This window comes from Xanthomonas sp. NCPPB 3218 (genome assembly GCF_056725185.1).
Map to the genome: position 1 here is coordinate 17,895 of NZ_CM161516.1, position 25,442 is coordinate 43,336.

17 protein-coding genes are annotated in these 25,442 nt (G+C 66.5%); 6 read left to right on the forward strand and 11 right to left on the reverse strand.

Annotation, left to right across the window (positions count from 1 at the left end; translation table 11 throughout):
- Window positions 1-31 precede the first annotated feature (31 nt).
- Window positions 32-736, reverse strand: coding sequence for a 2OG-Fe(II) oxygenase (locus AC1PLS_RS00085; protein WP_104591067.1), 705 nt, complete (start codon window positions 734-736; stop codon window positions 32-34).
- A gap of 120 nt (window positions 737-856) precedes the next feature.
- Window positions 857-2,197, reverse strand: a complete 1,341-nt coding sequence (locus AC1PLS_RS00090) for an outer membrane protein transport protein (protein ID WP_024939140.1) — start codon at window positions 2,195-2,197, stop codon at window positions 857-859.
- A 217-nt stretch (window positions 2,198-2,414) separates the two neighbouring features.
- On the opposite strand from AC1PLS_RS00090, the gene AC1PLS_RS00095 reads away from it, so the two are divergent.
- From AC1PLS_RS00095 to AC1PLS_RS00105, 3 genes are all read left to right on the forward strand, one after another.
- A complete protein-coding gene (locus AC1PLS_RS00095) occupies window positions 2,415-3,107 on the forward strand; it encodes a rhomboid family intramembrane serine protease (protein WP_024939139.1) in 693 nt (230 codons plus the stop codon).
- A gap of 91 nt (window positions 3,108-3,198) precedes the next feature.
- Window positions 3,199-3,519, forward strand: a complete 321-nt coding sequence (locus tag AC1PLS_RS00100) for a DUF1820 family protein (RefSeq protein ID WP_016901574.1) — start codon at window positions 3,199-3,201, stop codon at window positions 3,517-3,519.
- Entirely contained in the window at window positions 3,519-4,505 is a 987-nt protein-coding gene (locus AC1PLS_RS00105; protein WP_104553577.1) for a D-2-hydroxyacid dehydrogenase family protein, read from the forward strand. Before AC1PLS_RS00100 ends, AC1PLS_RS00105 begins: the two co-directional genes overlap by 1 nt.
- 204 nt (window positions 4,506-4,709) lie before the next feature.
- On the opposite strand, the gene AC1PLS_RS00110 is transcribed toward AC1PLS_RS00105, so the two are convergent.
- Both AC1PLS_RS00110 and AC1PLS_RS00115 read right to left on the reverse strand, forming a co-directional pair.
- Window positions 4,710-6,224 carry a S41 family peptidase gene (locus tag AC1PLS_RS00110; protein ID WP_104553578.1) on the reverse strand — a complete coding sequence of 505 codons (1,515 nt, stop codon included), beginning with the start codon at window positions 6,222-6,224 and terminating at the stop codon, window positions 4,710-4,712.
- Window positions 6,225-6,365: 141 nt separating this feature from the next.
- A complete protein-coding gene (locus tag AC1PLS_RS00115; protein WP_184380621.1) occupies window positions 6,366-7,664 on the reverse strand; it encodes a murein hydrolase activator EnvC family protein in 1,299 nt (432 codons plus the stop codon).
- A gap of 97 nt (window positions 7,665-7,761) precedes the next feature.
- Here AC1PLS_RS00115 and AC1PLS_RS00120 point away from each other — a divergent pair, with 97 nt between their 5' ends.
- Window positions 7,762-8,418, forward strand: coding sequence for a DUF4097 family beta strand repeat-containing protein (locus AC1PLS_RS00120; RefSeq protein WP_046345204.1), 657 nt, complete (start codon window positions 7,762-7,764; stop codon window positions 8,416-8,418).
- A gap of 60 nt (window positions 8,419-8,478) precedes the next feature.
- Entirely contained in the window at window positions 8,479-10,275 is a 1,797-nt protein-coding gene (locus tag AC1PLS_RS00125; RefSeq protein WP_184380623.1) for a M28 family metallopeptidase, read from the forward strand.
- A gap of 361 nt (window positions 10,276-10,636) precedes the next feature.
- On the opposite strand, the gene AC1PLS_RS00130 is transcribed toward AC1PLS_RS00125, so the two are convergent.
- The 4 genes from AC1PLS_RS00130 to AC1PLS_RS00145 all read right to left on the reverse strand — a co-directional run bounded on the left by AC1PLS_RS00130 (window position 10,637) and on the right by AC1PLS_RS00145 (window position 15,864).
- Entirely contained in the window at window positions 10,637-11,086 is a 450-nt protein-coding gene (locus AC1PLS_RS00130; protein WP_046345206.1) for a PepSY domain-containing protein, read from the reverse strand.
- Window positions 11,087-11,423: 337 nt separating this feature from the next.
- Window positions 11,424-12,485: a glycoside hydrolase family 5 protein gene (locus AC1PLS_RS00135; RefSeq protein WP_054591745.1), complete on the reverse strand. Its 1,062-nt coding sequence runs from the start codon at window positions 12,483-12,485 to the stop codon at window positions 11,424-11,426.
- Window positions 12,486-12,998: 513 nt separating this feature from the next.
- Complete coding sequence (locus AC1PLS_RS00140) at window positions 12,999-13,988, reverse strand: glycoside hydrolase family 5 protein (RefSeq protein ID WP_184433052.1); 990 nt, start codon at window positions 13,986-13,988, stop codon at window positions 12,999-13,001.
- An 802-nt stretch (window positions 13,989-14,790) separates the two neighbouring features.
- Window positions 14,791-15,864 carry a glycoside hydrolase family 5 protein gene (locus AC1PLS_RS00145; protein WP_184432743.1) on the reverse strand — a complete coding sequence of 358 codons (1,074 nt, stop codon included), beginning with the start codon at window positions 15,862-15,864 and terminating at the stop codon, window positions 14,791-14,793.
- A 308-nt stretch (window positions 15,865-16,172) separates the two neighbouring features.
- Here AC1PLS_RS00145 and AC1PLS_RS00150 point away from each other — a divergent pair, with 308 nt between their 5' ends.
- The gene (locus AC1PLS_RS00150; RefSeq protein ID WP_184432741.1) at window positions 16,173-17,231 is read left to right on the forward strand and encodes an NAD(P)-dependent alcohol dehydrogenase; all 1,059 of its coding nucleotides are present in this window, start codon (window positions 16,173-16,175) and stop codon (window positions 17,229-17,231) included.
- Between the two features lie 188 nt (window positions 17,232-17,419).
- Here AC1PLS_RS00150 and AC1PLS_RS00155 read toward each other — a convergent pair whose 3' ends face one another.
- The 3 genes from AC1PLS_RS00155 to gltB form a co-directional block, all read right to left on the reverse strand.
- A complete protein-coding gene (locus AC1PLS_RS00155) occupies window positions 17,420-18,505 on the reverse strand; it encodes an acyltransferase family protein (protein WP_184432739.1) in 1,086 nt (361 codons plus the stop codon).
- 668 nt (window positions 18,506-19,173) lie between these two features.
- Window positions 19,174-20,655 (reverse strand): FAD-dependent oxidoreductase, encoded by a 1,482-nt coding sequence (locus AC1PLS_RS00160; protein WP_016901588.1) that lies wholly within the window; start codon window positions 20,653-20,655, stop codon window positions 19,174-19,176.
- Window positions 20,656-20,831: 176 nt separating this feature from the next.
- Window positions 20,832-25,304 (reverse strand): glutamate synthase large subunit, encoded by a 4,473-nt coding sequence (gltB, locus tag AC1PLS_RS00165; RefSeq protein ID WP_481104034.1) that lies wholly within the window; start codon window positions 25,302-25,304, stop codon window positions 20,832-20,834.
- Between the last annotated feature and the right edge of the window lie 138 nt (window positions 25,305-25,442).

The window sequence follows — 25,442 nt, forward strand, 5'->3', positions numbered from 1 at the left end:
TGACCTGCCCTTACCAATCCCCAATCCCCAATCACGAATCCCCGCCGTACAAGGCACTCGCCGACTGGAACAGGATCCAGCTGGTGGCGATGAACTTGTCGCCGCCGACCGGGCGGTTGCCGCGGTGGGTGTGGGTGAAGGCGGTGGGGGCGATCAGCAGGCTGCCGGTGCGCGGGCGGGCCTTGCGCTGCTGGAACAGGAATTCGGTCTCGCCCTGTTCGAACTCGTCGTTGAGGTACAGCGTCCACAGCAGATGCCGGTGCAATGTGTCGGCGCTGGCATCGCGTGGATACAGCTCGCAATGCCAGTAGGGATAGCCGCCCTGGTCGGCGGTGTACCACTGCAGGTTGATCGCGCCCGGGCGCAGGCAGGTACGGGCCAGGTCGCCCAGCGCCTGGTCGCTCATCTGCGCGATGTCCTCGGCCACCAGCCGGTGCGGGCTACCGTCGGCGGTGGTGACCTGCAGCATCAGCGGTGAGATCAGGGCTTGTGGATAATGCCGCAGATAGGTCAGCACGCCTTCGAACACCGCTTGCTGCAGGCGGTTTTCCACCGCCGCCCACTCGGCTACGCCGCTGATGCGCAGGTCGCGGCTGTGTTTGAGTTCGGGAAACACGCCGCCACCGATACGGCCGGGATGCAGCTGCTGGCTGTCGCGCATGCGTTGCACGATGGCGGCGCAATCCTCGCGCGAGACGGCGTTGTCGGTGATCTGGATGAAGTCGGGTTGGCTCATGCGCACGACCATAGCAATCTGCGCTACCGCCTGCACAGCGCGCCCGGCGGCGCACGCAAGGCAGCAAAGAAAAACCCCGCCGAAGCGGGGTTTTTCGTTACACGCGTGGTGCTACGACGATCAGAACTTGTAGTTGACCGAAGCGGCCAGCACGTCGCCCTTCACCTTGTAGCTGCCCGCCAGGCGGTCGCCGGTGGCACTGCGGGTGTCGCTGGTCGGGTCGCTGGTGAACAGGTGGGTGTAACCGAAGTTGTATTCGGCCTGCTGCGACGGACGCCAGCTCAGACCCAGCGAGACCCACTTGCGGCTCGCATCCGGCACGCGCACGTCGCGGTGCTCGGCGGTGGTCGGGGTCTGGTCGTACGCCAGGCCGCCACGCAGGGTCAGCGTCTCGCTCATGCGGTAGTCGGCACCGATCGAGGCGAAGGTGGTGTCGCGGTAGGAGAAGTCCAGCACGCTGTCGGGCTGGTTGGAGGCGAAGTCCACCGTCACCTGGTCGAACTTGCTCCAGGCGGTGCGGGTGACGTCGGCCATGATCGACCACTGCTCGTTCACGTTGTGGGTGAAGCTGGCGGTGGCGCTGGCCGGCAGCTTGACGGTGGCGCGGCCCTTGGTGTCGACGAAGGTGCCCGGCGCGGCAACGCCCAGGACTGCCGCAGCCGGACCCGGCACGGTGAAGTCGGCATCGCCGTCGGTGATCTTGTGCTCCACTTCCGAGCGGTAGCTGAAGCCGATGTGGGTGTTCTCGTCGATGCTGAACAAGCCGCCGAGGGTGAAGCCCACTTCGGTGCTGTCGCCCTTGATGCGCGAGTAGCCATCGGCATTGCCCGGCGCGAAGCCCGGCACGCGGCGCGCGGCCAGCACGCTGCCGAAATCGACCGCATTGGCCAGGTCGATATCCAGACGCTCGGCGAACACCGAGGCACCGAAGGACACGTACGGGTTCACGTCATAGGAGAACGCGACATTGAAGTCGATCGCCTGCAGCTCGGTCTTGGTGCCGTGGTAGCGGCCGACCCAGTCGCGGTCGTATTCGGTCTTGAAGCCGAACGGCACGGTCAGCGAGGTACCCAGGTGCATGTTGTCGTTCTCGCCGAACGGCACGTGGAAGTACATCGCCGGGACCGGCGCGATCATGCCGGCGTCGCCGCCATTGCCGCCGGAGACCGGGGCGCCGTTGGCGTAGGTGGCGGTGTCGGGCTGGAACTTGGCCGAGAAGCTGATGGCGCTGACGTCGGCCTGGAACAGGCGACCGTCCAGCTGGCGCATGCCGGCCGGGTTGTTGGCGATGATCGAGGCATCGTCCGGGGCGCTGCCCGAACCGGCGAAGGCACGGCCAAGACCCTTGGCGCTGTTTTCCTTCAGCTGGAAGGCGGCGCCGTGGGCCTGGCCAACGGCGAGTACGCCGGCAATACCGACGGCCAACAGGGTGGCGCGGCTGAGAGTGGAAGCGGTAGACATAAGGTGGTGCTCTCCGGATAAAGACTGCAGTGGTCGGTACAGCGCCCGCGCCCAGCGCCAAGTGGCTGCTGGAGCGCGCCGGAGACCCCCCCCCGACATACGACGCCGTACGCAGTATACCCACCACAATTAACCGAACAATAACGAAGCACGTTTTGATCGTCTGGACAGGTTAGGGATGGGTTCAGGAGCGTGAACCCGCTAGAGTGCCACTCCGATGTTCGTCTCTCTCCCTTCCCGCAAGAAACCCACCCCGCGCTGGGCAGTGCCGTTGCTGTTCGCAGCCGTCTGGCTGGCCTACCTGTGGTCGATCAGCCGGCCCGGCGAGGCACGCAATACGCTGTGGCTGGACTGGGGCGCGCTGTCCAGCGGCGTGTCCAACCTTGGCGACTGGTGGGCGACGCTGCGCGACGGCAGCGTGCTGCGGCTGTTCACCGCGTTGTTCCTGCATGCGGACTGGTCGCACCTGCTCGGCAACCTGGTGTTCCTGCTGATCTTCGGGCTGCCGGCCGAGCGCATCCTCGGGCCGTGGCGCCTGCTGTTGCTGTTCCTGGTCGGTGGCGCGGCCTCCAATCTGGCGGCAATCTTCGCGATCGGCACCCCGGACCGGGTGATCATCGGCGCCTCGGGCGCGGTGTCGGCGTTGATCGGCACCTATCTGGCACTGTTTCCCGGCGCCAAGCTGGGCGTGGTGCTGCCGCTGGGGCTGTTTCTGGAATTCATCCGGGTACCGGCGCCGTTGCTGATCGGCGCCTGGGCGCTGCTGCAGGTGGTGTTCGCCTATATCGGCCCGGCCTTCGGCATGGTGGCGTGGTCGGCGCATATCGCCGGGTTCGTGTTCGGCATCGTGTACGGGCTGTATGTGCGCGCGGCGATCGCGCGGCGGCTGCGCAAGCGCCACGGGTTCTAGCGCGGCGGCAATCGTGCAAGGCGCACCGGAGCGCAGTGTTGCGCCGGCTGCGCGCTGCGTCGCTGCGCGGTGGCGCGCCTATAATCGCTGCATGTCCAAGCCTCTGTACAAAGTCACCTTCCTCAATCACGGCAAGGTCTACGAGCTCTACGCCCGCCAGGTCACCGGCAGCCATCTGTGGGGCTTCAACCAGATCGGCGAGCTGGTATTCGACGTGCACGACGGGCTGGTGGTCGACCCCACCGAAGAGCGCCTGCGCGAAGAGTTCGGCAACACCAAGACGCTGCACCTGCCGATGCAGAGCATCGTGCGCATCGAGGAAGTCGAGAAGAAGGGCCAGTCGGTGATCCGCGATGCCACCACCGGCGACAAGGTGGTCACGCCGTTCCCGTTGCCGACCAAGCCGCGCTGATGCGCATCCTGGTGCCCGACGATTACCAGGGCGCCGTGCGTCACCTGCCCTGCCTGCAGCGCCTGCACGGCCACGATGTGCAGGTGCTGGGCGCGCTGGCCACCGACCCCAACGAATGGGCCGAGCGGCTGGTCGAAGCCGATGCGCTGGTGCTGATCCGCGAACGCACCCGCGTGGACGCCACGCTGTTGCGGCGACTGCCGCGACTCAAGTTGATCAGCCAGACCGGCCGGATCGGTGCGCATGTGGATGTGGCCGCGTGCACCGAGTTCGGGGTGGCGGTGGCCGAAGGCGTCGGCTCGCCGGTGGCGCCGGCCGAACTGACCTGGGCCTTGATCCTGTCGGCCAGCCGGCGCCTGAGTGAGTACCAGCGCGCGCTGCACCAGGGCCGCTGGCAGGCGCTGGGCGATCCCGGTCTGGGGCGCGCGTTGCATGGGCGCACGTTGGGCATCTGGAGTTACGGGCGCATCGGCCAGCGCGTGGCCGGCTTCGGGCGTGCATTCGGCATGCAGGTGCTGGTGTGGGGCGGCGAGGCCTCGTGCGCACAGGCCGCGCGCGATGGCTTCGACATCGCCGCCAGCCGGCAGGACCTGTTCGAACGCAGCGATGTGCTGTCGCTGCATCGGCGCCTGACCGCGCAGACCCGCCACCAGATCAACGCGCAGGATCTGGCCTGGATGCGTCCGGATGCGTTGCTGGTCAACACCAGCCGCGCCGAGCTGATCGCGCCCGGCGCCTTGCTGGCCGCGCTGGATGCGGGCCGGCCGGCACAGGCGGCGGTGGATGTATTCGAACGCGAGCCGGTGCTGGATCCGCGCGACCCGCTGCTGCAGCATCCGCGCGTGCTGGCGACGCCGCATCTGGGCTACGTGGAAAGCGACAGCTATGCGCTGTACTTCGAAGCGGCGTTCGACAATGTGCTGGCATTTGCCGCCGGTGCGCCGCGCAACCTGGTCAATCCCGAGGCATTGGCGATTACGCGATAGCGCGTGGTTGACGTGGTGGTGATCGTGCGCTTGGGGAGGCTTGTCGCGACCGGGGTCGCTCCTACAAGCGCCTTGGGGTCCAAACCCGCCGTCGCTGTGGCGGCCGGGTGATCCAGGGATGCGTGCAGGTGGCGTGGCAGTGCCGATGCGTAGCGATCGGGCCTGGCGCGCAGCGGGTGATTCACCCGCTGCGCTGTGGCCGGATTACTTGACCGGTTCGGCCGGCGCAGGCGCAGGCGCGGCAGGTTCCACCGGCGGCGCGGGCTTGGCCTTGTCGGCCGATTCGCTCGGCTTGTCGGCAGGCTTGGGCTTGTCGGCTGCTGCCGGGCGCGCGGCGGCCGGCCTGGGCTCGGCTGCGGTCTTGGCGGCCTTGGCCTTCTGCGCTGCCTGTGCCTTGGCCTTGAGCGCGGCTTGCGCCTTGGCCGCCGACCCGGGCTGCTTGAGCTCGGCCAGCGCGGAAGCGATCGGGCCATCGCCCGGCAGCACGTCGCCGGCTGTGTAGCCCTCCTCGCCTTCGGCATCGCCACGCAGATGGCCCGGCAGCGTGGCTTCGCTGAAGTCGGCCAGGCTGGCCGGCACGTCGGCATCGCCGGGCTGCGGTTCGGGGGTGAGCAGCACTTCCGGCACGATGCCGCTGGCCTGGATCGACTTGCCACTGGGGGTGTAATAGCGCGCGGTGGTCAGCTTGACCGAGTCGCCGTTGTCCAGCGGCAGCACGGTCTGCACCGAGCCCTTGCCGAAGGTGCGGCTGCCGATGATGCGCGCGCGCTGGTTGTCGCGCAGCGCGCCGGCCAGCACTTCCGAGGCACTGGCCGAGCCGGCGTCCACCAGCACCACCACCGGCGCGCCGCCGAGCAGATCGCCCGGGGTGGCGTCGAACTTGGCATCGCTGATGGAGATGCGCCCGCGCGTGCTGACGATGTTGCCCTTGTCGAGCAGGTCGTCGGCCACCTGCACCGCCGAGGTCAGCAGACCGCCCGGGTTGCTGCGCAGGTCCAGCACCAGGCCGCGCAACTTGCCGCCGGCCTGCAGCTGCTTGAGGTTCTTCTGGAAGTCGGCACCGGTGTCGGCCTGGAAGGTGCTGATGCGGATATAGCCATAGCCCGGCTCCAGCAGCTTGCTGCGCACGCTGGCCACGCGGATGGTCTGCCGCTGCAGGGTCACGTCGAACGGCTTGGGTGCCTTGTCGCGCACGATAGTCAGCACGACCTTGCTGCCGGATTCGCCGCGCAGCGGCTCCATCGCCTTGCTGGCGTCGATCGGCTTGCCGTCGATGGCCACGATGACGTCGCCGGCGCGGATGCCGGCACGTGCGGCCGGGGTGTCGTCGATCGGCGCGATCACCTTGAGCGTGTTGTCCTGCTGCTGCAGCAATTCCACGCCGATGCCGTCGTAGGCGCCGGTTGCCTGCTCGTCGAAGGCTTCGGCATCTTCCTTGTCGAAATAGGTGCTGTGCGGGTCCAGATCCGAGAGCAGGCCGCGCACTGCGGCGTGCATGAGCTTCTTGTCCTCGACCGGGTCGACGTAGGCCTGCTTGACCGCGTTGTACACCGCCACGAAGCGGCGGATCTCGTCCAGCGGCACCTTGGAGACGGCGGCTTCGTTGGCTTCCGGATCGTCCGCAGTGGCCTGGGCGGCGGCGGGACTGGCTTTCTGCGCCCAACCGGGTGAGGCGAACAACGCCAGCGACAGGGCAACGGACAGGACGGCTACGCGCATGAAGCACTCCGACAAAGAGATAAGACGCCCCGCAACGGAGCAGCCTGGATTATGCGCGAAGCCGCGGTAAATCCGCGTTGACTTGGCGGGGCCAGGTATGGCGGCGGTCATGCACCGGCACGCGCGCGGCGTGTGCGGCACTCAGCGGCGCTGCAACCAGCTCGACGGATCCACCGGCTGCCCGTTGCGACGCAGTTCGAAGTACAGCGCCGGCACGCCCTGCCCGCCCGAGCTGCCGACCTTGGCCACCGCTTCGCCGCGCTTGATCGACGCGCCGGCATCGCGCAACAGCGTGTCGTTGTGCGCGTACAGGCTCATGTAGCCGTTGCCGTGGTCCACGATCAGGATCATGCCGTAACCGGTCATCCAGTCGGAGAACACCACCGTGCCATCGGCCACCGCGGTGACGGTGCTGCCCTTGGGCGCGCCGATCAGCACGCCCTTGCTGGTATGGCCATCGGGCAAGGTGGCATTGAAGCGCGCCAGCAGGTTGCCCGCCACCGGCCAGCTCAGGCCGCCGACCTTGGGCGCCGGCGCACTGGCGATGACCTTGGGCGGGGTCTTGCCGGGACGCTCGGGGCGCTCGGTCTTGCTGCGTTTGGCCTGCGCGGCGGCTTCGGCGGCGGCGCGTCTGGCGGCGGCACGCCGTTCGGCCTCGGCCTTGGCAGCGGCCGCGCGCAGGTTGGCGAGCAGCTGCTCCAACGACCTGGCGTCTTGGCCCAGGGCTTTTTCGCGTTCGGCGCGCTGTTTGTAGCGGTCGTCCAGCTGCGCGACCGTCGCCGCCTGCTGCGAGCGATCCTTCTGCAGCAATGCGGCCTGCGCCTTTTGCTGCGCACGCGCCGCATCCAGTGCCTGGCGACGGTTGGCGATGTCCTGCTCCACCTTGGTCAGCGCATCCAGCTGCGTGGTCAGTGCCTGGATGCGCTGCGCACGCGCGTTCTGCACGTAGCGATGATCGGCCAGCATGCGCGTGGCATCGCCCACGGTGTCCTGCGACAACAACACCTTCAACGGCGCGTTGCGGCCGACCTGGTCGGCGGCGCGCAATAGCGCAGCCAGCTGCACGCGCTGGTTCTGCAGGCCGCGCTGCAGCTGCGCACGCTCCTGCTGCAGCTTGCCCAGATGCTGTTCCTGCTCGCGCATCGCCGTTTCGGTCTCGCTCAACGCACGCGAGGTCCTGGCCACCTTCTCATCGGCCTGGCGCAGTTGCTGGGCGGCAGTGCCGCGCTTGCCTTCCAGCTCGCGGCGGTCGGCGCTGATGGTCTTGAGTTCGTCGCGCAGCTGCTGCAGTTTGCGCTCGGTTTCGCGCTGGCTTTGCGCACCGGCCGCGGTGCTGCCCAGCAGCGTGCAGGCCAGTACGGTCACCGTCAGCCACGCGCGGCAGCGGCCGGTGGCGGGGGCGGACGGCAGGCGCGAGCGCGGGGCGGGCGACAGGGGCAACGAAAGGTCCAGTGACTTCAGGCAGGTGCGCGATTGTAGCCAAGCATGGTGTGATCACCGCCACGCCCAAGACAGCCGCCGCCGCGCAAGGTTCAGCATGAAGCCCCAGCATCTTCTTCTGGCATTGTCCCTGGTCTGCGCAAGCGCCTGGGCCGACGAGGACATCAGCAAGGTCAACGGTCGCATCAGCGCCGAGGCCGGCAAGGTCTATGGCGGGCTGGACACCGTCAATGGCTCCATCGAGGTCGGCGCCGGCGCGCAGACCCGGAGCGTGGAAACGGTCAACGGCAGTATCCAGATCGGCGACAACGCCCGCACCGGCGATGTCTCCACGGTCAATGGCGCGATCACGCTGGGGCAGAAGGTGGTGGTATCCGGCGGGCTGGAGACGGTCAACGGCAGCGTGCTGGTGGAGCGCGGCAGCCGCATCAGCGGCGGTGTGGAAACCGTCAACGGCAGTATCGGCCTGGTGGAAACCGAGCTCGGCAAGGGCATCGAGACCGTCAACGGCGACATTACCGTCGGGGTGCGCTCGCATGTGCATGGCGGGATCGAGGTCACCAAGCCGAACTTCAGCTTCTCGTTCAAGCCTGCGCGCAAGCCGCGCGTGGTGATCGGCCCGGATGCGGTGGTCGATGGCCCGCTGGAGTTCGAACGCGAGGTCAGCCTGTACGTGCACCGCACTGCGAAGATCGGTGCCGTCACCGGCGCCACCGCGCGCAGCTTCGACAGCGACGTGGCACCCAAGGACTGACGCGCTCACCACGGGGCCAGCGCCTAGAATCGGGGGACCTTCGCCGCACGAGGAGTCCCGATGCCCCGCAAGATCCTGTTGTGCCTGGCCGCGACGCTGGCCCTGGCCGGCTGCAAGCGCGAATCCGCCGACGCACCAAGCGCGCCCGCCGCACAGGCGCCGGTGGACACGGCGGCCAGCGCACCGGTCAGCCGCCACACCTTTTCGCCGGAGCTGACCGGCGACGACTTTGCCGAGCTGGTCAAGACGCTGGCCTCGGACGAATTCGAAGGACGCGGCCCCGGCACGCCGGGCGAAGAGAAAACCGTCACCTATATCCGCGACCAGATGCAGCGCATCGGCCTGCAGCCGGGCAACGGCGACAGCTGGTTCCAGGACGTGCCAATGGTGGAAACCACCGCCGATGCAGCCACCGCACCCAGCCTGCGCAGCGGCGAGCAGACCCGCACCCTGGCCTTCGGCACCGACATCGTGGTCGGCACCCGCACCGGCCAGGCCGAGGTCAAGCTGGACAACAGCGAGCTGGTATTCGTCGGCTACGGCGTGGATGCGCCCGAACAGCAGTGGAACGATTACGCCGGCCAGGACTGGAAGGGCAAGACGGTGGTGATGTTCGTCAACGACCCGGGCTTCCATACCGGCGATGCCAAGCTGTTCGACGGCAAGCGCATGACTTACTACGGCCGCTGGACCTACAAATTCGAGGAAGCCGCCCGCAAGGGCGCGGCCGCCGCGCTGATCGTGCACGACACCCCGGGCGCCAGCTATGGCTGGGACGTGGTCAAAAATTCCTGGGCCGGCCCGCAATACGACCTGCCGGCCAAGGACGATCCCGATCCGCGCCTGCCGGTACAGGGCTGGATCAGCGCCGAGACCGCCAAGCAGCTGTTCGCCAATGCCGGGCTGGAGCTGGCGCAGGCCTACAAGGACGCCAGCAAGCGTGGCTTCAAGCCGGTGCCGTTGAAGGCCAGCTGGTCGGTGGACCTGAAGAGCACGATCGCAGAGAAATCCTCGCGCAACGTGGTCGGCGTGCTGCCGGGCAGCAGCCATGCCGACGAGGCGGTGCTGTATATGGCGCACTGGGATCACCTGGGCAAACACCCGGGCGAGAGTGGCGACAACATCTATAACGGCGCGGTGGACAACGCCACCGGCGTGGCCGGCATTCTCGAGATTGCCGACGCGTTTGCGCATCAGGATCCCAAGCCGGCGCGGTCGGTGGTGTTCGTTGCGGTGACGCTGGAAGAATCCGGCCTGCTCGGTTCCAAGTACTACGTGGCCAACCCGAGCTTTCCGCTGGACAAGATCGCGGCGGTGATCAACCTGGATGCGATGTCGGTGGCCGGGCGCGCACGCGATGTCACCGTGGTGGGCATGGGCAGTTCGGAGCTGGAAGACATCCTCAAGCCGATCGCCGCGATGCAGGGCCGCACCCTGCATGCCGAAGCCACGCCGCAAAGCGGCTCGTATTTCCGCTCGGATCATTTCAACTTCGCCAAGGCCGGTGTGCCGGCGCTGTATGCCGATGGCGGCGAAGACCTGCGCGAGGGCGGTACTGCGGCCGGGCGCGCGGCCGCCGAAGACTATGGGCGCAATCGCTATCACGCCCCGGGCGACGAATACGATGCGGCCAGCTGGAAGCTCGATGGCACCATCGAAGACCTGCAGGCGGTGTATGGCGTGGGCAAGGAGGTGGCCGCCGGCCAGCGCTGGCCCAACTGGTATGCCGGCAACCCGTTCAAGGCTGCGCGCGATCGCATGATGGCCGGCAAGCCCGCTGCGGGCGCCGCAGCAGCGGCGCCTGACGCCGAAAGTGACGCAGCTGCCGAGGGCAAGAAGGCAGCGCCGGCGCGTTGACCGACGCCAGCACCGCATGCGATGTCATGCAGCTACTGCATGGCGTCGTGATGCGGCCTGCAAGGTGCGCGGCAGCGGCGAGCCCGCGTATCGCGATCAACACAAAGGGCCTCCTGTTGGAGGCCCTTTGTGTTGGTTCGTCCTGGTCGTGACGGTTGCGGACGAGCTCACGATCCGTGTCGATGCAGTGCATCGATGCGTCGGATCACGTGCCGCCTCCCACTGAAGTATATCTGTTCGTCGGTGCTCTTATGAGAGAGGATGCCACCGGCCTGGGAGATGCCTTCAATCGTGCTGCCGACAACGCGTTGCTATCAACGCGGCGCATTGTCGGCGCGTCACCGACTCCGGGGTGCGTTGGTCAATCGTTATCCACGCTCACCACGTGACCGTCATCCGGGTCGACGTGCAGATCCACCTTCTGCCCACCGCGTTGCTCGGCATCGGCCTTCCACAAGCCGTCTTCGAACTTGAGGTCGTGCACGTTGGAATAGCCGCCGGCCGACAGCGCGGCGCGGATATCGGCCTCGCTCAGTTTGGAAGTGGTCTGGTCGCCGTACACGCGGCCGGTCACCGGATCGATACGCACATCCACGTCCTTGCCGTCGCCGCTGCGTGCGTCGGCGGTCCACACGCCATGTTCGAACTTGACGTCGTGCACCTTGGTATAGCCCTTGTCGGTCAGCATGCTGGTGACCTCGCGGGAGGTCAGCGCCTTGGCCGGCTTGTCGGCAGCGGCCTGCGCGAACGCGCCCTGCGCTGCCAAAGCGAGTGCGCCGATCAGCGCGGTCTTCATCAGTCGATGTGCCATGTGATGCTCCTGCAGTGAAGTGCGCCCATGCTGGACGCGGCCTTATCGCTGCCAGGTGAATGGCCGTCAGAAGCCGCAGCAAGAGTTCAGTGAGCTCAAGCTTCGGTGATGATGCGCCCGGGGTGCGTCCGATGGCGCACGCACGTTCGCACGTTCATCAGCCAGTGGTTTGCGGCATTGCGGCGCAATGGGCGCGTAGTGTGCTGGGAGCGACGTAAACGGTGTCACATCGAAACCGTCCTGCCCGGCCTGTCATCCAATAGACAGCCAGTACGAAGATGCAAAAGAAGCGAGCCGCCTTGCGGCGGCTCGTGTGACTCAACCCATCTGCCTCAGATTAAGGAATGGCACGTGTGGCGCGCACGGCCTGCGGCGAGAGGATGGACATCTGCGGCTTGTCGGTGCCGTCCTTGTTGGGATGCACGCTGTACTGATAGCTGACATTCCACCACGAACCGGCAGCCCACCAGGTCCAGCCCGACCAGACATCTGCATTGGCATCGATATAGCGGAGCATGCCGCGCAGTGCCTCATTGCAGACGGGGTTGTTGGCGGTGCCGAATTCACCCAGAAACCCGCGCCTGTGGTTGGTGCGCAGCCACTCGGTGAAACTACGCAGACGCTCGACACCGATGGTGGCACTGACGCAGACATTGGTGGTGCCGCTGGAATCGGCATCCAGGTATTGATGCACTTCGAACGCGTAGCGATCGAGCGGATCGTAGATCGAAACCAATGCGGTTGCGTTGGAATAGCCATCGTTGGTGGGCGAATACCAGCTGTGCGCACCGGTCCATAATGCGCCCGGCACCAGAATCAGGTTGTTCGCACCGGTGGCACGAATCGCATTGATGCCTGCCTGTGCAGTGGCAGCCCAGGCGCTGGCCGAGACGCCATTGGGCTCATTCATCAGCCCGAAGATCACCGCATTGTCGCTGGGAAACGCCAGCGCAAGGCGGCGCCACAAATCGGCGAATGTGGCGATCGGCACTTCGTCGCCACCGATCTTGTAACCGTAGTATTTGCCGTAATTGTGGATGTCCAGCACCAGATACATGCCCGATGCCTTGGCGCGTGCCACGGCTTGCTGCACCAGGGCCAGTTGGGTCGGATCCAGTTCACCGCGTGCACTGGGCTGCAGACGTTCCCACAGCACCGGCAGGCGGATCGTGTTCATGCCGACGCCGGCGAAATAGGTGTAATCGCTGGCCGAGGCATACATATAGTCCTTATTGAGGACGCCGGGTTTTTTGGACGATGCGAATTCGGCGCCGGATAAATTGACGCCGGCATACGTCAGTGCGCGTGTTTGTGCGTAGACGGGTGCGAATGTGCCGAACAGAATGCAGAGCAGGGCGCAGCGGAAAACGGTGCGCAGCGTTTGAGAGACAGCAGACATGAAACAACTCCTTCGACGACGGGGATGGTGTGTCGCAGCGGTTTGCGTGCGATCTGCGCGAGGTGCGCCACACCTGTCGTAACCAATGCATCTGCCGTGCCGAAACGCTCACCACATCGAATGTGAATTAAATGTGTAGGCTGGGTCGCAGTCACTTACCGCAAGGGTCACGTTCTGGAACAGCACGCTGTGACGCGCCGCGCTGAAAAGCGGTCGCGCACGCTTGTCGACACCGCCATCGCATGCATGGCGCTGTCGAAAAATCGGCGGATGGATACGCTCGCCGTCAACGGCGCGGCGCCGGATCACCGACGCTGCACTGCTGTAGCGCACGCACACGCAGCGAGCGCTAGAGCGCGTGCTGAGTGCTGGCGTTTTGCTGCGTGACGACTGTGCTCACCGCGGCTGGGCACGGCTGTTGCCGGGCATCGGCATATACCGGGTGTACATGCGTTAGCTGGGTGCTTGCTGCGCAGCGTGCGACGGTTGCCCATCGCACGCTGCTTGCTCCGACTACTGGGTGACGCGTTTTGCGCGCGCGCTCAGGATCGACATCTGCGGCTTGTCGCGGCCCTGCGCATCGGGCTGCACGTTGAAGGGGTAGCTGCGGTTCCACCACGCGCCGGCGGCCCACCAGGTCCAGCCCACCCATACGTCGCGGTTGGTTTCCAGATAGCCCAGCATGCCGTTGAGTGCGCTATTGCAGGTGGCGTTGTTGCCGGTGCCGAACTCGCCGAGAAAGCCCTGCTTGTGATTCAGACGCAGCCATTGGGTGAAACTGCGCAGGCGGTCGGCACCGGCGGTGCTGCTGACGCAGCCGGCGCTGGTGCCGCTGGAGTCCGTATCCAGGTACTGATGCACTTCGATGGCGTAGCGATTGAGCGGGTCGCGAATGGAGGCCAGCGCCACTGCGTTGGACTGGCCGGCAACGGTGGAATACCAGCTGTGCGCGCCACTCCATAGCGCGCCGGGCACCAGGATCAGATTGTTGGCACCGGTCTTGCGGATGGTGTCGATCGATGCCTGCGCGGCGTTGGCCCAGGATTGCGGATTGATGTCGTAAGGCTCGTTCATCAGCCCGAAGATCACGCTGTTGTCGTTCTTGAAGGCGATCGCCAGGCGTCGCCACAGATCGTTGAAGGTGCTGATCGGCACGCGCGCGCTGCCGATCTTGTTGCCGTAATACCGGGCGTAGTTGTGGATATCCAGGATCAGGTAAACCTTGGCCGCCTTCGCGTTGGCCACGGCCTGGCGGATCAGTGCCAGCTGCGCCGCATCCAGGTCGCCACCGGCCTTGGGTTGCAGGCGCTCCCACAGGATGGGCAGCCGGACGATGTTCATGTGTTTGCCGGCGAAGTAGCGGTAATCGCTGGCAGCCGGATACAGATAGTCGACGTTGAGCACCCCGGGCTTTTGCGAGGATTTGATTTCGGCACCGGAAAGATTGACGCCTGCGTACTTCAGGCGGTTCTGTGCCTGTGCGAACGGCACACCTGCAAGCAGCACGATGACAAGCAGCAGCAATGACAACGCACGGCCGGACAGTCGGCGCGTCGGCGTGGGGGAGGGCAGCATGGGTGACTCCTGAAGCATTCGCGGGGGAGATGCATTGCCCTGGCGTGGACCTGCCACGTGCATGACGACACTGCATCGCGTTTCACCCTAAGCGCATCGAGACATTCAAACTACGAATGCGAGCTATCACTTAATTGGAGCTGTGAGCGACTTCGCGTTTATTGCCAAACATGCGCACGCTTTGTTGTGGTAAGGCGACACCGGGCGGTCCCACGCATTGCATGCCGATTGCAATCTGCGCCGAATGGCTGCGGAAATACGCCGCTTCCCGCATCGCTGGACCGCCATGGTGCGATCGCAACGCTGCAGGTCGATGGCGCCGTGCGCCTGGCAGTGGTGCGCATCGCAATTGCGACGTACGCCGCATTGCGCGGGGAATTATCAGAACGCAACGCGCAACGCGCGGCGCAGCACCTGCAATCGCCACCGCGCTGCTGCGCGATCAACGCGCACGCACATGCAAAAGTCACCTGGTGCGGTCGCGCAACCTCGGCACTTGCCATGTGCACCGCGCACTAGGTGTGGGCGGCGTCATGCTTTCGGCAGCGGGCAGCCAGTGCACCTGGTGCAATAAGAAGATCGGATTGCGGCTGAGATGGATGCGGCGCGCGGTCTGCAATCGCTGGTGGATGTCATCGGTGACGCGTGGCAAAACAGGGCGCATGGCGCGCAAAAAAAACGGTGGCCGCAGCAACCGCTGCGACCACCGTGATCGAGCGGACCGCGCGGCTTACTTGGTCGCGCGGCGGGCGTACTTGCTCAGAATCGACATCTGCGGCTTGTCGCTGCCGTCCTTGCCCGGCTGCACGGTGAAGAAATATTCCGGCTTCCACCATGCACCAGCGGCCCACCAGGTCCAGCCCAGCCACACGTCGCTGTTCTTTTCCATGTAGGTCAGCATGCCTTCCAGCGCCTGGTCGCAGACCGGATTGTTGGCGGTGCCGAACTCGCCCAGAAAGCCCTTCTGCTTGTTCTCGCGCAGCCAAGCGGTGAAGCCGCGCAGCTTTTCCTCGCCGACCGTGGCGCTGGTGCACACCGGCTTGGTGCCGCTGTAGTCGTTGTCCAGATATTGGTGCGCTTCGAAGGCCAGGTTATTGCCCGGGTCTTTGAGGATTTCCAGCGCCTTGGCATTGGAGACGCCATAGTTGGAGCTGCGCCAGCTGTGCGCGCCGCTGTAGGCGGTGCCCGGCACCAGGATCAGGTTCCTGGCGCCGGTCTTGCGGATCGCGTTGATCGCACCTTGCGCAGCACTCGCCCAATCGGTGGCGGAAATGCCGTTGGGCTCATTCATCAGCCCGAAGATCACCGACTTGTCGTCCTTGAATTCGAGCGCCAGCCGGCGCCACAGATCCGCCACCGCGGCGGTGGGCACCTCGCTGCTGCCGATGCGCTTGCCGTTGTACTTGGCGTAGTTGTGCACATCCAGGATCAGGTACTGCTTGTTGGCCTTGGCCGCATCCACCGATTTCTTCAACAGCGCCAGTTGCGCCGGATCCAGATCGCCGTTGAGCTGTGGTTGCAGGCGTTCCCACAGGAACGGCAGGCGAATCGTATTCATGCCCTTGCCGGCGAAATAACTGAAGTCCGACGCGGCCGGGTAGGTGTAGTCCTTGAACAGCGTGCCGGGCTTCTTGCGTGAGTTGAACTCGGCGCCGGACAGATTGACGCCGACATACTTCAGGCCGCTGGATTCCTTTCCGGGGCGCGCAGGCTCCTTGGCGTGCGCCAGCGGCAGTGCGGCCAACAAGGTCAGTGCGAGTGCGGCACTGCGCAAGGATGGGAGGTTGGGGGGAGAGCGGAACATGGAAGCCTCCTTCGGCATCGACGTAGGCGGCCGCAGGGGGAGGGCACGGCCAGCAGGGATGGTGCAGCGCAGGATGGTGGTTGGTCAGCGTAGAAGCTCCGGCGTTAGCGCGCCATTCACGCCGGCGAACGCCGATTTGATCGCGCGCAAACACCTGCAGGGCGCACCATGCCGCTGCGGTCGCGTCCGCAACCCGCCAGGCAAGACGCACTGTCGCAGGAGTGCGACAGGCGCCTGTCTTAAGCTAGCGCCACCCTTTTCTAGTCTCCCGCACTGTCGCGGGGGACGTCACATCTGGAGTCTCCCCCATGAGCCAAGCCCACGCGTACGCCGCCCAAACTGCCGATCAGCCGCTTGCACCGTTCGTGTTCGAACGGCGTGCGCCAGGCCCCAACGATGTGCAGATCGATATCGCCTACTGCGGCGTGTGCCACTCGGACCTGCACACCGCACGTAACGAATGGCACAACACGCGCTACCCGTCGGTGCCCGGCCACGAGATTGTCGGACGCGTCACTGCGGTCGGCGATGCGGTCACCGGCTTCAAGGTTGGCGATCTGGCCGGCGTCGGCTGCATGGTCGACAGCTGCCGCAGCTGCGCGTCCTGTCAGGAAGGCGAAGAACAGTATTGCGAGCAGGGCTTCACCGGCACCTATAACGGCCCGATGTTTGGTGGCGGCGAGAACACCTACGGTGGTTACTCGGACCACATCGTGGTCGACCAGAAATACGTGCTGCGCATCTCGCACAGCGACAACCTGGCCGCAGTGGCGCCATTGCTGTGCGCCGGCATCACCACGTATTCGCCGCTGGCGCACTGGAAGGTCGGTCCCGGTCAGAAGGTGGGCGTGGTCGGTCTGGGCGGCCTGGGCCACATGGCGGTAAAGATCGCCAAGGCGATGGGCGCCACCGTGGTGCTGTTCACCACCTCCGAGAGCAAGCGCGCCGATGCGCTGCGCCTGGGCGCCAGCGAAGTTGTGGTGTCCAAGGACGAGGTGCAGATGGCCGCGCAGGCCAACACGCTGGACTTCATCCTCAACACCGTGGCCGCGCCGCATAACCTGGACCCGTTCCTCAATGCGCTCAAGCGCGACGGCGCGATGGTGCTGGTGGGCGTGCCCGAGGAATCGCATCCTTCGCCGAGCGTGTTCAATCTGGTGATGAAGCGCCGCACCCTGGCCGGTTCGTTGATCGGCGGCATCCGCCAGACTCAGGAAATGCTGGATTTCTGCGCCAAGCACAACATCGTCTCGGACATCGAAACCATTCGCGCCGACCAGATCAACGAGGCCTACGAGCGCATGCTCAAGAGCGACGTGAAGTACCGCTTCGTGATCGACATGGCCACGCTGGACAAGGCGGCCTGATCGCCTGGCCTGCAGCCCTGCCACAGGGCTGCAGGTCGGTTGCCGTCGCTACAGTCGGCCCAGGTGATGCGGCATGGAATGCATCACCCGGGTTAGGACGGCGGTGTGTGGTCGTATGACCGCACGACATCAGCCGTATCAGCCGGATCGGCAGCGCCGCTGGGCGGCACTGCCGGCAAGGACTGCGGCTATGCGGACACCGGCGAGGCGTGCAGCTTGCCGGCGACAGGCAAGCTGCGTGGGCGACGCACCGGCAGCGGCGCGGAGAACAGCAGGTTCAGCGCGGGCAGGCGGCCCGGTGCGCGCAGCAGGCACAGTACCGCCGGCCCCAGCACGCCGACACTCAACAAGGCGAAAAACAGCACCGTCCCCTCGTCGATCCAGCGCGGCAGCAGGTAGGCCAGCACGATGAACGGCGGAAAGTGGCTCAGGTAGAACACCACCGAGTTGCGGCCCACATAACGGATTGCCTGCGCGGCCGGTTGCCGGTTCGCCCACATCGCCGCGGTGATCAGCAGCGGCAGCGCGACCAGCACCAGCGGCAGGTAGCCGATCCAGATGCTGTGCAGCGCGGTGAGATTGGCGATCAGCACGATGGCGCACAGGCTCAGGCACGACAGCGGCCAGATCCAGCGCGGTGCCTGCCGCAGCAGTGCCGGCACCCGGCCGGCCAGCAGCGTGCCGATGTAGAAGAACGCAAAGTAATAGAACGGATCGGCACCCTGACGCAGCAGCGGACCCAGGCAGACCGAGCCCAGCACGGTCGCGGCCAGGACCAACGGCGCCGGCAGCCGGCGCAGCAAGGGCATCAGCACCAGAAACACGAACAGGTAGAACAGGAACCAGGTCAGTGCCACATTGCCGACCGCGATCTTGCCCAGGTCCACCCAGGCGATGGGTTCGGCCTTGGCCAGCACCGAGCCGGCCTCGCGCAGGGCGAAGATCAGCACCGACCAGAGCAGGTAGGGATACAGCACGTGCCGCAGCTTGCCGCCGAGGTAGGGCGCGATGCCCTTGTCCAGCCCACGCGCCACGAACAGGCCCGAGAGCAGGAACATCAGCTGCATACGCAGCGGCGCCAGCGAGCGGTTGAGGCGCTCGATCGACAGCATCAGTGCGCTGCTTTCTTCAGCAGCGCCGCCGCGCAGTTCCGGGTAGGCATCGAAGGCAAAGCCGTAGGCGTGCAGCACGATCACCATCAACACGCTGGCACCGCGGAGCCAGTCCACCCAGTCGTCGCGTCCGTGTTGGCCGGTAGTGAGTTGCTGTGTCATGAGGTTGCTTCCTTGGTGGGGCCCACGGCTTCGCCGCCGCGGGGCGCGGCGACAGATGAATGAGGTCTGGAGTCCGCGGCGGCGGTATCGCGCACCGGGATGGGACCGACTGCCGTCATCGCCGAGGACATCCGGCTCAACGCAGGGCGTGCTGCGCGTCGCTGGTGAGTCGGCAGCATCGCGTTGGACGGCGACAGCAGATATGTGACTTAAATCACACTTCTATAGTGGGTGCAATCGTCGAGGCTGCAGATCGATGCGGGCCCGGGTGCATGCCGATGGCAGGCTCAAGCGTGTGTGCGAAAGGCTGCATGGCGGCTGGGCGCTTGCGTTTACTGGCACTCCCGGTGTGTCCAGCGAGATGCCGATCGCGGAAGAGGCGTGCGTGTGGCCTCGCGCGCTGCGGGTCGGACAAGCCACGACCTTGCGGATGCGATATCGGCGTTGCGCCACGAGGCGTGTGGCCTGCGTGGCAGGCAGGTGGAGCCCTGGGGCATGAGTCAGGCGAGAGTCTGGTCGCCTACAGGAGCGTCTTCCGCACGGTGGGTCGCGGTGGATGCGCTGCATCGAGCAGCGTCATGCGGCCTGGCCGCCAACGTAGCGTGCGGGTTGCCCGCACGCGAGCCGGTAACCAGCGGTGGGCGCTGAGCCCACGCGCTGGTCGGCACTCAGGCCGCGGCCGGTTCCTTGACCTGCGCCTTGACGCCCAGCAGCTGCACGATGCTGCCGGCCGCATCGCGGCCTTCGGCCACCGCGGTGACCACCAGGTCGGCGCCGCGCACGCAGTCGCCACCGGCGAACAGGCGCGGGTTGCTGGTCTGGTAGGGCAGGCGGCCGTTGTCGTCGGCCGGTGCGACGATGCGGCCGTTGCTGCCGGCTTCCACGCCCTGCGCTGCCAGCCAGTCGGGCAGGGTCGGCGAGAAGCCGAACGCGATGATCACCACGTCCGCTTCCAGCAGCGATTCGCTGCCTTCCACCGGTACCGCGTTGCGCCGCCCGCTGGCATCGGGCTCGCCGAGGCGGGTTTCCACCACGGTCACGCCGATCGCTTCGTCGTCGGCGCCGGATTCGATCGACAGCGGCTGACGGTTGAACAAAAAGCGCACGCCTTCCTCGCGCGCGTTGGCGACCTCGCGTGCCGAGCCCGGCATGCTGGCCTCGTCGCGGCGGTAGGCGCAGGTGACCTTGGCCGCACCCAGGCGGATGGCGCTGCGCACGCAGTCCATGCCGGTGTCGCCGCCGCCCAGCACCACCACGCGCTTGCCGTTGAGATCGGGTAGCGCCATCTGGTCTTCCCAGCCGGCGATCGGCCGGCCGTGCGGGTCGTTGCCGCTGACGATGCGGCTGTTCTGCACCAGGAACGGCAATGCCGGCAGCACGTTCTTCAGGTCCTGCCCGGGCAGCCCACCATCGGTGTAGCGGTAGGCACCGGTACCCAGGAACACCGCATCGAACTCGCCCAGCAACTGCTCGATGCTGACGTCGCGGCCCACTTCCACGCCCAGGCGGAACTGCACGCCCATGCCTTCGAGGATCTCGCGGCGCTTGCCGATCACCGACTTGTCCAGCTTGAAGCTGGGAATGCCGAACTGCAGCAGGCCGCCGATCTGCTCGTAGCGGTCGTAGACCACCGCCTCGATGCCGGCACGCACCAGACGGTCCGCGCAGGACAGGCCGGCCGGGCCGGCGCCGATCACCGCCACCCGCCAGCCGCTCGGCTGCACGTTGCCCAGGTCCGGGCGCCAGCCCATCTTGAAGGCGGTATCGACGATGTATTTTTCCACCGCGCCGATGGTGACCGCGCCGAATTCCTCCAGCGTGCAGCTGCCTTCGCACAGGCGATCCTGCGGACACACCCGCCCGCACACTTCCGGCAGCGGATTGGTGGAGTGGCACAGCGCGGCGGCTTCTTCGATGCGGTTTTCCTGCACCAGCTGCAGCCACTGCGGGATCGCGTTGTGCACCGGGCATTTCCAGCTGCAGTACGGATTGCCGCAGTCCAGGCAACGGCCGGACTGGTACTGCGCGTCGGCCTTGTCGAACTTGCCGTACAGCTCGCCCCAGTCACCGGACGTACGCAGCTCCACCGGAATGCGCGTGGGCATGGTCCGGGGCAGGTCGAGGAATTGGAAGGCTTGCTTGCGGCTCATAGGGCTGGGATTCGGGAGTTGGGATTGGGGATTCGCAACAGCGGGCGACGGGGGGCGGACGCGGTGCGAATCTCGAACAAACAATCACGACGCTGGAAGGCCGGGAGTGGAGATTCGGGAATCGGGATTCGCATAGCTTGAGCGAATCCCCAATCCCGACTCCCCAATCCCGTCACTCAGGCGGCACGCCTGAGTGACTCTGTCAGCGACTCGATGCTGGCGGCCTTGGGTTTGACCAGCCAGAACTTGCCGATGTAGTCGCGGAACTCGTCCAGGATCTGCTGCGCCCAGATGCTGCCGGTCAGCTCGCGGTGGCGGCTGATCAGGGTGTGCAGGTGCTGGCGATGGTTCTCAAAGCCCTCGGCGGAGACGCGGTGGATGTCGATCAGTTCGTGGTTGTAGCGGTCCACGAAGTCGCGTTCGATATCCAGCACGTAGGCCAGCCCGCCGGTGAAGCCGGCGCCGAAGTTCAGGCCCACCTTGCCCAGCACCAGTACCACGCCATCGGTCATGTACTCGCAGCAGTGGTCGCCGGCGCCTTCCACCACCGCCAGCGCGCCGGAGTTGCGCACCGCAAAGCGCTCGCCCGCGCGGCCGGCTGCGAACAGCTCGCCGCCGGTGGCGCCGTACAGGCAGGTGTTGCCCACGATCGGCGTGCTGCGCGCCTCGAAGCGCGCCCCGCGCGGCGGGCGCACTACCAGCCGGCCGCCGGCCATGCCCTTGCCGACGTAGTCGTTGGCTTCGCCTTCCAGCTCCAGCTGCAGGCCACCGGCGTTGAACGCGCCGAAGCTCTGCCCGGCGGTGCCGCGGAAGCGCAGATTCAACGGCGCATCGCTCATGCCGTGGTTGCCGTGCACGCGCGCGATGGCGCCGGACAGGCGCGCGCCGATCGAGCGGTCGGTGTTGTGGATCAGGAAACGGTGGTCGCCGCCACGCTTGTTGGCGATCGCATCGGCGAGCAGGCCGTCCATCTGCGTGGCCAGGCTGTCGGGCGATTCGTACAGGCGCTGGGCGGCGCAGTGGCTGCCGTCGTAGCGGGCATGCGTCAGCAGGCGCGACAGGTCGACCCTGACCCCGGCACGCGGGGAGACCTCCAGCTGTTCGAGCAGGTCGGTGCGGCCGACGATGTCGTCCAGCGAACGCACGCCCAGGTAGGACAGCCACTGACGCACTTCCTCGGCCAGCAGGCGGAAGAAATGCTCCACGCGCTCCGGCAGGCCGGTGAAGTAGTTCGCGCGCAGGCGTTCGTCCTGGGTGGCCACGCCGGTGGCGCAGTTGTTGAGGTGGCAGATGCGCAGGTACTTGCAGCCCAGCACGATCATCGGCGCGGTGCCGAAGCCGAAGCTGTCGGCGCCCAGCAACGCGGCCTTGACCACGTCCAGGCCGGTCTTCAGGCCGCCGTCGGTCTGCAGGATGGTGCGCTCGCGCAGGTCGTTGGCCACCAGCGCCTGGTGCGACTCGGCTACGCCCAGTTCCCACGGCACGCCGGCATAGCGGATCGAGCTGACCGGGCTGGCGCCGGTGCCGCCGTCATGGCCGGACACGGTGATCAGGTCGGCGCCGGCCTTGACCACGCCGGCGGCAATGGTGCCGACGCCGGCATGGGCCACCAGCTTCACCGACACCAGCGCGGTCGGATTGACCTGCTTGAGGTCATAGATCAGCTGGGCCAGGTCTTCGATCGAATAGATGTCGTGGTGCGGCGGCGGGCTGATCAGGCCGATGCCGGGCTTGGCGTAGCGCAGCCGCGCGATCAGCTCGTTGACCTTGTGGCCGGGTAGCTGGCCGCCTTCGCCGGGCTTGGCGCCCTGGGCGACCTTGATCTGCAGCACTTCGGCGTTGACCAGGTATTCCGGAGTCACGCCGAAGCGGCCGGAGGCCACCTGCTTGATCTTGGAGCGCTTCTCGGTGCCGTAGCGGGCCGGGTCTTCGCCGCCTTCGCCCGAATTGCTGCGCCCGCCCAGGCGGTTCATCGCGATGGCCAGCGCCTCATGCGCTTCGGGCGACAACGCGCCCAGGCTGATCGCGGCGGTGTCGAAGCGACGCAACACATCTTCGGCCGGGGCCACCTCGTCCAGCGGGGTCGGGGTGTCGGCGCGCTTGAGCTGGACCAGATCACGCAGCGTGGAGGCCGGGCGCGAATGCACCGCGTCGACGTATTTCTGCCAGTCGCCGGCATCGCCGGTGCGGGTGGCGCGCTGCAGCGTCATGACCACGTCGGGGTTGTACATGTGGTACTCGCCGCCGTGCACGTACTTGAGCAGGCCGCCCACTTCCGGCTTGAGCTGGTCGTTCCAGGCGCGTGCGGTGAGCTCGCGCGCCTCGGTATCCAGCCGTGACAGGCCCACGCCGCCGATGCGTGCGGGCGTCTCGGCAAAGCACAGCTCCACCACGTCCGGGTCCAGCCCGACGATCTCGAACAACTGCGCGCCGCGGTAGCTGGCGATGGTGCAGATGCCCATCTTGGAGATGATCTTGGACAGGCCCTTGTAGATGCCCTTGCGGTAGCGGCGGCCGATCTGCGACTGCTCGCCGCCCTTGCTCAGCTGCAGGATGCCGCGCCGGCCCAGGTCGAACAGCGTCTGGTAGGCCAGGTACGGATATACCGCGGTGGCGCCGAAGCCGAGCAGGCAGGCCATGTGGTGCGCATCGCGCGCGGTGCCGGTTTCGATGATCAGGTTGACGTCGCAGCGCAGGCCCACCTTGCACAGGTGGTGGTGCACCGCGCCGGTGGCCAGCAGCGCATGCGCCATCGGCCGGTCCGGGACCGGGTAGCGGTCGGACAGCAACAGCATGACGGCGCCGGCGCGTGCGGCCGCTTCCACTTCCTGGCAGATGCGTTCCAGGCCGGCCTTGAGGCCTTCCTCCACGCTGTAGGACAGGTCGATCAGGCGGTTGCGCTCGACGTACTGCTCCATCTTCAGCAGCTGGCGCAGCTTGCGCTGGCTGAGCACCGGCGAGTTGAGGATGACGTGGTTCACCGTCTCCGCGCCGGCGTGGAAGATGTTGGTCTCCTTGCCGAGCTGGGTGGTGAGCGACATCGCGATGCCTTCGCGCAGCGGGTCGATCGGCGGGTTGGTGACCTGCGCGAAGGCTTGGCGGAAGTAGTCGTACAGCGGCCGGGTCTGGCGGCTGAGCACCGCCATCGGGGTGTCGTCGCCCATCGAGCCGGTGGCTTCCTGCTCGGTCTCGGCCAGCGGGCGCAGGATCTGCTCCACTTCCTCGGTGCTGAGCTGGAACAGCTTGTGGTAGCTGCGCAGGGTCTGCTCGCTGAAGGGTTCTTCCACCAGCGAAGGGTCGATCAGTTCGGTCTGCAGATAGGTCACGCCCTGCTGCAGCCATTGCTTGTACGGCGCGCGCGCGCGGTTGATGCGGTCGATGGCGTCCGAGTCCAGCAGGTCGCCGCGCTTGAGGTCGATCGCCATCATCTCGCCCGGGCCCAGCTTGCCCTTGCGGGTGATGCGCTCGGCCGGCAGCTCCCACACGCCGGCCTCGGAGGCGACCAGGAAATGGCGGTCGGAGGTCAGCATCCAGCGCGCCGGGCGCAGGCCGTTGCGGTCGAGCATGCAGGCGGCATAGCGGCCGTCGCAGGCGACGATGCCGGCCGGGCCATCCCACGGCTCGGTGTTGAGGCCGTAGAACTCGTAGAACGCGGCCAGGTCGGCGTCCTTGAACTCCAGCGACTGGGTCGCCGGCGGCACCAGGATGCGCAGCGCCTGCAGCAGGTCCATGCCACCGGCGATCAGCAGCTCGAGCATGTTGTCCAGGCTCTGCGAGTCCGAGCCGTGCATGGAGATCACCGGGTCGAACTCGGCGATGTCGAAACGCGGGGTCTGCCACACCTTGCTGCGCGCCTGCGCCCAGCGGCGGTTGCCTTCGATGGTGTTGATCTCGCCGTTGTGGGCGAGCAGGCGGAACGGATGCGCCAGCGGCCAGCGCGGCAGCGTGTTGGTGGAAAAGCGCTGGTGGAAGACGATCGCGCTGGAGGACAGGTCGCTGCGCTGCAGGTCCGGGTAGAACGTGCTCAGCTTGTCCGGCAGCACCATGCCCTTGTAGCTGATGCCGTTAGGCGAGAGCGTGGTGACGTAGAAGTTTTCCACCTCGCGCAGCGCCTGCTCGGCGCGGCGGCGCGCCAGGAACAGCGCCAGGGTGAAGCCGTCTTCGCTCTGCTCGGCGCCGGCATCGACGAATACCTGTTCGATGCGCGGCAAGGTGTCGCGTGCCAGCTGGCCGCAGACGCTGTCGTCGGTGGGCACCACGCGCCAGCCGCGGAACTGCACGCCGGCGCTGTGCAACTGGGTTTCCAGTTCGGTGCGACAGCATGCGGCATCGGCTTCGTCCAGCGGCAGGAACACCACACCGGCCGCGTAACGCGTGCCCAGGGCGATGCCGGCATCGCGCGCCAGCCCGCGCAGGAACGCATCGGGCTTGCGGATCAGCAGGCCGCAGCCATCGCCGGTGAGGCCGTCGGCCGCCACGCCGCCGCGGTGGGTCATGCGCGAGAGCGCCGCAATTGCGGTGTCCACCAGCGAGCGGGAAGGTTGGTCGTCCAACTGGGCGACCATGCCAAAACCACAGGCGTCGCGCTCATCGCGCGCGCTGTTGTAGAGACCGTGGTCGTTGAGCCCTTGGCGAGTGCGGGGGGCCATGTCTGCCTCTTTGCGATCTGGGAGAGCGGCGACGACGTTGCAGCGCTCGATCCGTGGAGCGTTTCGAAGAGGTCACCGGATGATCGACTAGACCACAGTTGATGCGGTGCCGCAATACACCGTTACAGCTGCAACGAG

Excerpts from the sequence above, each read along its gene's own strand:
- AC1PLS_RS00085 (WP_104591067.1), bottom strand. The coding sequence starts at position 736 with ATGAGCCAACCCGACTTCATCCAGATCACCGACAACGCCGTCTCGCGC.
- AC1PLS_RS00090 (WP_024939140.1), bottom strand. The coding sequence starts at position 2,197 with ATGTCTACCGCTTCCACTCTCAGCCGCGCCACCCTGTTGGCCGTCGGT.
- AC1PLS_RS00095 (WP_024939139.1), top strand. The coding sequence starts at position 2,415 with ATGTTCGTCTCTCTCCCTTCCCGCAAGAAACCCACCCCGCGCTGGGCA.
- AC1PLS_RS00100 (WP_016901574.1), top strand. The coding sequence starts at position 3,199 with ATGTCCAAGCCTCTGTACAAAGTCACCTTCCTCAATCACGGCAAGGTC.
- AC1PLS_RS00105 (WP_104553577.1), top strand. The coding sequence starts at position 3,519 with ATGCGCATCCTGGTGCCCGACGATTACCAGGGCGCCGTGCGTCACCTG.
- AC1PLS_RS00110 (WP_104553578.1), bottom strand. The coding sequence starts at position 6,224 with ATGCGCGTAGCCGTCCTGTCCGTTGCCCTGTCGCTGGCGTTGTTCGCC.
- AC1PLS_RS00120 (WP_046345204.1), top strand. The coding sequence starts at position 7,762 with ATGAAGCCCCAGCATCTTCTTCTGGCATTGTCCCTGGTCTGCGCAAGC.
- AC1PLS_RS00125 (WP_184380623.1), top strand. The coding sequence starts at position 8,479 with ATGCCCCGCAAGATCCTGTTGTGCCTGGCCGCGACGCTGGCCCTGGCC.
- AC1PLS_RS00130 (WP_046345206.1), bottom strand. The coding sequence starts at position 11,086 with ATGGCACATCGACTGATGAAGACCGCGCTGATCGGCGCACTCGCTTTG.
- AC1PLS_RS00135 (WP_054591745.1), bottom strand. The coding sequence starts at position 12,485 with ATGTCTGCTGTCTCTCAAACGCTGCGCACCGTTTTCCGCTGCGCCCTG.
- AC1PLS_RS00145 (WP_184432743.1), bottom strand. The coding sequence starts at position 15,864 with ATGTTCCGCTCTCCCCCCAACCTCCCATCCTTGCGCAGTGCCGCACTC.
- AC1PLS_RS00150 (WP_184432741.1), top strand. The coding sequence starts at position 16,173 with ATGAGCCAAGCCCACGCGTACGCCGCCCAAACTGCCGATCAGCCGCTT.
- AC1PLS_RS00155 (WP_184432739.1), bottom strand. The coding sequence starts at position 18,505 with ATGACACAGCAACTCACTACCGGCCAACACGGACGCGACGACTGGGTG.
- AC1PLS_RS00160 (WP_016901588.1), bottom strand. The coding sequence starts at position 20,655 with ATGAGCCGCAAGCAAGCCTTCCAATTCCTCGACCTGCCCCGGACCATG.
- gltB (WP_481104034.1), bottom strand. The coding sequence starts at position 25,304 with ATGGCCCCCCGCACTCGCCAAGGGCTCAACGACCACGGTCTCTACAAC.